We start from the raw sequence: 6,978 nt of genomic DNA, 5'->3' as shown, positions 1-6,978 counted from the left end.
ACCAACAACCAACAAGCTGCAATGCCAGTGACTCGAGTGCCAGTCGCTGTTTCGTTAAAAGAATCTTCAGGACTTTCCTTCGGGTTTATTCGGGAATTTTCGGCGATAGGATCCGCGCGTAGTGTTCCGGATCTGCCAGTATTTCTACCGCTTTCATTAATTCGGGGTCCGTGTCAAGGGAGGCTTCAATGGTACCTTTTTGAAAGTAGTACCTGGAGACAATCTCATCTTTTAAGGCATCTTTGATTTCCTCTTTAAAGGTAATCAAGTCCTGCTCTTTGCTATGGCTCACGCGCTCCTTAAGTGATGCGAGTTCGGCCCGAATGTCCTCAAAATATTTTTCTCGCTCTGCATACGTCTCCAAGTCTTCGATTGTTTTTTCTACACGGGTGGTATAATCGTACTCCTTGTCCTGCAGCCATTCCACAAATTCGTTGTACAATTCCTCGCTCACCACGAATTCCATGGCAGCCGGTATGGTTTCGTAACGCAAGGTATACTCATTCGCAAACCGAAAAATTAAACTACGGGTTACCAAACTGTAGGTAATCGGGGCAAACCCCCGGGAACCAACTTCAATATCCGGCTCAATCCCTGCCCCATCAAAAACGGGCCTGCCATTTTTGGTTTTGAAGGCCACCCGAAGTGAATCAGGCACCGACTTGCCATTTCCCTCTTCATCCTTCAGGCTGTAATCAATGGCCTGAATGCATCTACCCGAGGGAATGTAATACTTCGCGGTGGTAAGCTTCACCTGCGAATTGTAGGAAAGTGGCACGGTACTCTGCACGAGGCCTTTTCCGAAAGATTTCCTTCCAACCAATACTGCCCGATCGTAATCCTGAAGGGCTCCCGCAACGATCTCAGCGGCAGAGGCACTTCTCTCGTTGAGCATCACCACCAGCGGGATGTCTTTGTCAATGGGGGATAATTCGGTGGCATACGTCGCATTCACACTTTCCAGCTTGCCGATGGTTTTTACAACCTCCCGCCTCTTCGGAATAAATATGTTGACGATTTTTACCGCCTCCCTTAAAATTCCACCCGGGTTGTCCCGTACATCCAAAATCAGTTTTCTGGCTCCGTTTGCCTTGAGATGCTGCACGGCCGCAATCATTTCTGTGGAGGCATTGGTGGTGAAATCAGACAGTTTGATGTAGCCTGTCTCTTCGTCCAACATTCCGTGATAAGGCACGTTGCTGATAACTATTTTCTTTCGTGTAATAGTAAAAGTTAAGGTATCCTCTCCGCGTTTGACCGCCACTTCCACTTCGGTATTCGCTGGTCCCTTCAGGAGGGAGGAAATTTCACCGGTATTTTTATCCACCACCTGCACGGTATCTACCCGGAGCAGCGCGTCGGCTACCCGAAGGCCCGCGCGTTGGGCTGGAAACCCCTCGTAGGGCATTAAAATCATATTGATTCCCAGCCTGTTTCCAATCACCGCTCCTACGCCACCGTATTCCCCAGTGGTCATCATCCGAAAATCATCGGAATCTTCCTCCGGAATGTATTCCGTGTAGGGATCCAATTCGGCAAGCATGGCATTAATTCCCACCGTCACCAGTTGGTCCGGATCAATTTCATCAACGTAGTAGGAATCCAATTCCCTGATCAACGATGCAAAAATATCCAGGTTTTTGGCAATACTAAAAAGCTTATCGTTCTTCGGGTAAAACGAAAACAAGGTGCCTACCACTCCTACCAAAAGGAGAAGAACGAACAGGATTTTACTTCGTTTCAAGTTATTCATGCCTAGGATTTTTTGCTGCCGGAATTTTCTGTAGAATCTTTTTTAATTTTGGTTCTATCTCGTGATACCCCATCAGTTCCTGAGATACGTAAATCAAGGCGATAAGTTTTTTAGGTACTTCTCGCTCCTCCAATAAAAACTTATTCAGGCGATAAGCTTCCTTGACCCTACGCTTTATGTAGTTACGATCCACTGCCCGTCGAAGCTTTTTTTTCGAGACCGATACCAACAGTTGATGCCTAGCATCGCCCGGACGATTCAAATAAACAACCTTAAATGGGTATAAAAAAAAGAGGGACCTTTGTCAAAAAGTTCCTTGATTAACTTTTTGGAATGTAACCTTTCCCTCTTTGAAAATGTACAATCCCTCATGTAAAACAAACCGGTCTATCTTCTAAAGATAGTAAAAAACCGTTACTTCTTCAGCGTCTTTTCGGAGGAGACGGATAATTTATGTCTGCCTTTTGCTCTTCTTGCCTTGAGTACCCTTCTACCATTGGCAGTGGACATTCTTTCTCTGAAACCGTGTTTGTTTCTTCTTTTCCTGCGGGAAGGTTGAAATGTTCTTTTCATTATTGCTATCGTTAACTTACGCTATCTCTTATTTTTAAAGGACTGCAAAGATAGATAGGTTTTTTTTATTTACAAATGCGTGGCTTACTTTTGTTTAACACCAACCTCCTACTTTCCATGAAATATACGCTCTGCGCGCCCATTCCTACCTCCCAACTAGTGGAAATCTGCCTGGAAGTCCGCTGTGAAAAAGAGGAAGTCCTTTCCCTACAACTGCCATCCTGGCGACCGGGACGCTATGAAATAGCAAATTATGCACAATTTATCAAAAACCTCGACTTGGTTGGGCCAGACGGTGCAGCAAGCATAAAAAAGCTCACAAAAGACAGGTGGGTGTTTACTGCCACCCGGCCGGGTACCTACTTCCTGCGATATTCGTTTCACGCGGCCCAGCTAGACGCCGGAGGCAGTTGGGTTGCACCCGACATCTTTTACGTCAATTTTATCAACCTGGCCTTTTCCGTTTCTGGAAGGGAACACGAATCGATTGATGTACAGGTAGACCTCCCGGAAACCTATTCTGTCGCCTGTGCCCTTCAGCAAATAGACACCCGTTCGTTCCGGGCGGCCGACTACCAGGAGTTGGTGGACAGCCCTCTCTTGGCCTCAACCCGCTTGGAACACCAGAGTTATCAGGTTGACGGAAGTACCTTTCACCTCTGGGTGCTGGGACAAGTTTTTTTCGATTGGGAGCAAGTCCTGCTCCAATTCAAGAGATTTAGTCAAAAGCAAGTGGACGATTTTGGTGAATTTCCGGCAGTCAATTACCATTTTCTACTCCTGCTGCTTCCATTTCCCCATTACCACGGCGTAGAGCACCGGTATTCTACGGTCATCACCCTGGGACCGGACAGCCTCCTGGGCGAGACGATCGGGATAGACCGGCTGATGGGCATATGCTCCCACGAACTGTACCACGTTTGGAATGTCTGCCGGATTCGGCCCCGGGCACTGTTGCCCTATGATTTTTCCAAGGAAGCGTACCTTTTGGAGGGATTGATCGCCGAGGGAGTCACCACCTATATGGGCGATTTCTACCTACTAAAATCCGGCTACCTATCGCCCGAAGATTACCTTTCCAAATTGGAAACCCTATTCGAGCGGGGCTTTGAAACCCTGGGATGGGAAAATCAATCCATAGCCGCCTCCAGCTTCGACCTCTGGCTTGATGGGTACAAAGCCGGAGTCCCGGATAAAAAAGTAAGCATCTACACCCACGGTGCACTCCTCAGTCTGGCGCTGGATTTGCTGCTGCTGAAAACCAAGAAACGCTTGCACCAGGCCATGAAAATCATGTGGACGAAATACGGCAAGCCCGAAGTAGGCTATGGCTTGGAAGATTACCTGGATGTGTTGAGCGAGCTTTGCGAAAACCGCAGACAAATGGAGGAGTTTTTTGAGAATTACGTGTGGGGCAGGAAAAACTTGTTTTCACTTTTAGAATCCCTGCTTCCAACCATCGGCCTAAACGTACGGGCAATAAAAAAAGGCAATCAGCTGCAAAGCGAATTTGGGTTTAAAACTACGCCGGAAGGAAAAATCATCCGAATCCATCCGAAGTCACCAGCACTTCAGCAGCTGATGCTTCAGGATACGATCCTATCGTACAAGTTTACCGAGTCCGGCCTGCGCCTTTCCCTACTACGGTGGGGAGAAAAAAAAGAAGTCGTACTTCCGAAATCAAGCGAGGAGTATTTCGTAAGCTACCGCATCCAGGCTACCGGATCATCGGATCTATTCGAATCCTTTGTATACCTTTAGTCCAACTTCCAGGAAACAAAAACCCTCACCAAAAAAAGGCCATCCCCGATAGCGGGACAGCCTTTTTCTGGTAGCTTTCCCATGCGGGCAAATCACTCAAACAATGAATCATCAAGCTTTTGGTTAATCTGTACGTCGATCAATCGGGTTTCCATGGGCACGGGCAATACCGCATTGGAAATGGCGACTTTCATGGGAAATAGAATGCCTTCTACTTCCTGATAATCGCTGAATATTACATCTCCGGCGACCTCCGTCATCATTTTCAATTTTAATCCCGTTTTTACACTAAAAAACTCTTCACTCTCCAACCCCTCCTTATTGGTAATGTGAAGGGTATAGGCCTCTTCACCACCGATCAGCGTATTTTCACCCATCTTCATCGAAAACCCCATCTCTTCGTAATGCAACTCTGGAAAAGCGTAAATGTTCGTCTTTAAGGTTTCGAGCTCCTCCGGACGAAGTGTTTGAACCTGTCCCATGGCACTCATGTAGCCTTCGTTGTTTTTGACCACTGTTTTTTGGACCACATTTCCATTCATCACCACTTGCTGCATTAACCGCAGGTTTACCACATCCCGAACCGTGCTCATTTCCACGGTCGTCCCCTGCACTTCTGCTTCCATTACCAGGACAAGGGTCTTGATCTGCCTGATCTTTTCTTCACCTCCAATAGCCGCCACATAGGCAGCAAGCACCTCTTTCGGCGTCTTTTTAGCAGTTGGCGCCTTTTCCGGGTAGGCGCTCGCCCCCGCAAACAAGAATCCGAATGATCCGACTGCGATCAACAGAAAAATAGCTCTTTTCATGCAAACTGTCCGTATAAGTTGATATCAATTGAAATCTGTATCGGACAAAGATACATTTAATTCGATATTTTCCACCTTGGAGTTCAATGGAACCGGGATCATCGGACTTTTCAACGTCATGCTGACCGGTATTTTTACGCCCTCAAATTCCTTGTAATCGGCATAGCTCGTTTCTCCGGAGATCTGATTCTCGCTTTTCAACTTAAGCCCGCTGTCCATGCTATAATAATTGATCACCTTACCCCCGGTCGGATTGCTTACCACCAATTTATAGGCAGCTTCTCCTTCTATATCTGTGGCCCCGTCGAGTTCCAGGGTGTATCCCATTGATTCGTAATACAATTCGGGTATTAGCCACAATGAGGCCATTTTAACGTCCTCGTATTGTTCGTCTGTAAGGGTTTGGGATTGGCCCATGGCACTAACAGTAGCCGCGCCCTCTTTAAGGACGGTCTTGGATGCTTCATTTCCCATCATCAGCACCTTTTGAACCATTCGCTGGTTTTCCATATCGTGTAGGGCTGTCAATGTCAGCTGTGTTCCCTGTACCTCGGCAGACATCTCTATTTTGGCGGACTGAATGGCCGAAGCAGCTGCTTCCCCTCCGATAGCCTCCAGGTACTGGTCCAGCACATCCGCTGCCGTTGTCCCCGCATCCGAAAGGCTGATTTCCTGCACCTTGTCTCCTTTGTTGGAATACAATTCCACCTCCCCAAACCTGGCAAGTCCTTCCTTAATTTCCGAGCCATCTCCTACCACGGTGATGTAAAGGTTTTCGGGTTTCATGTATTTACGGGCAGCTTCGTTGATTTCCTCTACCGTGAGCGCTTCCAGTCGCTTCAGGTAGTTGCTGTAATAATCGTCCGGGAGGCCGTAGCGGGCGGTATTGATGGCAAAAGTTGCGATGGTGTTGGGGTTTTCCAACGACCGCCCAAATCTCCCACTCAAATTGGCTTTCGCTGTTTCCAATTCCTCCTCCGTGATCCCATTCTCTGCAATGTTCCGGATTTCGTATAAAATTTCGTACACGGAAGAATCGGTCACTGCATTCCGCACCGAGGTATTCGCAGAAAACCTGGCAATCAATTTATCCGAACCAAAACTGGATCGGGCCCCATAGGTATACCCCTTGGTCTCACGCAGGTTTCCGTTCAGTCGGGAATTGAACCCCTCTCCCAGTATAAAATTGAGAACGCGGGTAGCCTGGTAATCCGGATTGGCCAAATCCATCTCTACCGGGTAAGCAACCTGAATGACGGATTGTACAGCAGAAGAGCGGTCATGCAGGGCTACCTTAATTTCCCCCGGCAGTGCGGGTTTTGCATAATCGAATTCTGGTACCGACCCGCTTTTCCAGGACGAAAAATACGATTCTGCAATTTCTCTCGCTTCCTTTTCCTCAATGTCTCCCACCATGGCCAGGTAGGATATGTTCGGTTTAAAAAAAGTCTGGTAATACTGCCGAACGTCTTCCAGAGTCACATTCTCAACCGTTTCCTCGGTCATGGGCTCCCCGTAAGGGTGGTCCTTTCCATACACCACGGCGTTTGATATCACATTGGCCAGGTAATCGGGACTGTCTTTGGAAGAGGCCAGGGAGGTTAGGGTCTGCTTTCTCAACTTTTCAAGTTCCTCTTCGGGGAATACGGGACGATACAACACGTCCGTCATCAACTCGAGAATTTTATCCTGATGCTTTTTCAAGGAAGAGGCGGAGACCGAGGTGGACCCTGCGCTTAACGAGGCGCCAATAAAATCCACTGCTTCATCCAGCTCGTCCTTGGATCGGGATTCTGTCCCTGCCATCATCATGTCCCCAACAAAACTCGTTAATCCTGCCTTGTCACCTTCAAACAAGGGATCGCGGTCCACAATCAGGTAAAAAGCGACGCGGGGCAACTTATCGTTGGGTACCACAAAGACTTTTAACCCGTTGTCCAGCGTAAAGGTGGCCGGCTCTTCAAAGGCAATCGAAGGGGCAGGTCCGGGCTCAGGCAAAACCGACCGGTCAACTTGTGCAACAGCAAGCCCGAAAAGAAAGAAAGCAAAAAGAAATAGCGATGCGTTTTTCATGGTTTTGAG

At 47.8% G+C, this 6,978-nt stretch carries 6 protein-coding genes; 1 reads left to right on the top strand and 5 read right to left on the bottom strand.

Going from position 1 to position 6,978, the window contains the following annotated elements:
• Window positions 1–85 precede the first annotated feature (85 nt).
• From ABWH99_RS03345 to rpmH, 3 genes are all read right to left on the bottom strand, one after another.
• Window positions 86–1,753: a S41 family peptidase gene (locus ABWH99_RS03345; RefSeq protein ID WP_375584898.1), complete on the bottom strand. Its 1,668-nt coding sequence runs from the start codon at window positions 1,751–1,753 to the stop codon at window positions 86–88.
• Window positions 1,746–1,982, bottom strand: coding sequence for a ribonuclease P protein component (locus tag ABWH99_RS03340; protein ID WP_375584897.1), 237 nt, complete (start codon window positions 1,980–1,982; stop codon window positions 1,746–1,748). The genes ABWH99_RS03345 and ABWH99_RS03340 overlap by 8 nt, the downstream gene beginning before the upstream one ends.
• A gap of 185 nt (window positions 1,983–2,167) precedes the next feature.
• Window positions 2,168–2,326, bottom strand: coding sequence for a 50S ribosomal protein L34 (gene rpmH / locus ABWH99_RS03335; RefSeq protein ID WP_092170336.1), 159 nt, complete (start codon window positions 2,324–2,326; stop codon window positions 2,168–2,170).
• 117 nt (window positions 2,327–2,443) lie between these two features.
• On the opposite strand from rpmH, the gene ABWH99_RS03330 reads away from it, so the two are divergent.
• Complete coding sequence (locus ABWH99_RS03330; RefSeq protein ID WP_375584896.1) at window positions 2,444–4,087, top strand: M61 family peptidase; 1,644 nt, start codon at window positions 2,444–2,446, stop codon at window positions 4,085–4,087.
• A gap of 92 nt (window positions 4,088–4,179) precedes the next feature.
• Here the strand turns inward: ABWH99_RS03330 and ABWH99_RS03325 are convergent, their stop codons facing one another.
• Both ABWH99_RS03325 and ABWH99_RS03320 read right to left on the bottom strand, forming a co-directional pair.
• Window positions 4,180–4,896: a peptidase, M16 family protein gene (locus ABWH99_RS03325; protein ID WP_375584895.1), complete on the bottom strand. Its 717-nt coding sequence runs from the start codon at window positions 4,894–4,896 to the stop codon at window positions 4,180–4,182.
• Window positions 4,897–4,920: 24 nt separating this feature from the next.
• Window positions 4,921–6,969: a M16 family metallopeptidase gene (locus ABWH99_RS03320; protein ID WP_375584894.1), complete on the bottom strand. Its 2,049-nt coding sequence runs from the start codon at window positions 6,967–6,969 to the stop codon at window positions 4,921–4,923.
• Window positions 6,970–6,978: the final 9 nt, after the last annotated feature.

Origin of the sequence: Cyclobacterium xiamenense, assembly GCF_042140265.1 — a bacterium.
Lineage (GTDB): Bacteria > Bacteroidota > Bacteroidia > Cytophagales > Cyclobacteriaceae > Cyclobacterium > Cyclobacterium xiamenense_A.
This window is presented reverse-complemented; position numbering and strand designations above follow the sequence as displayed.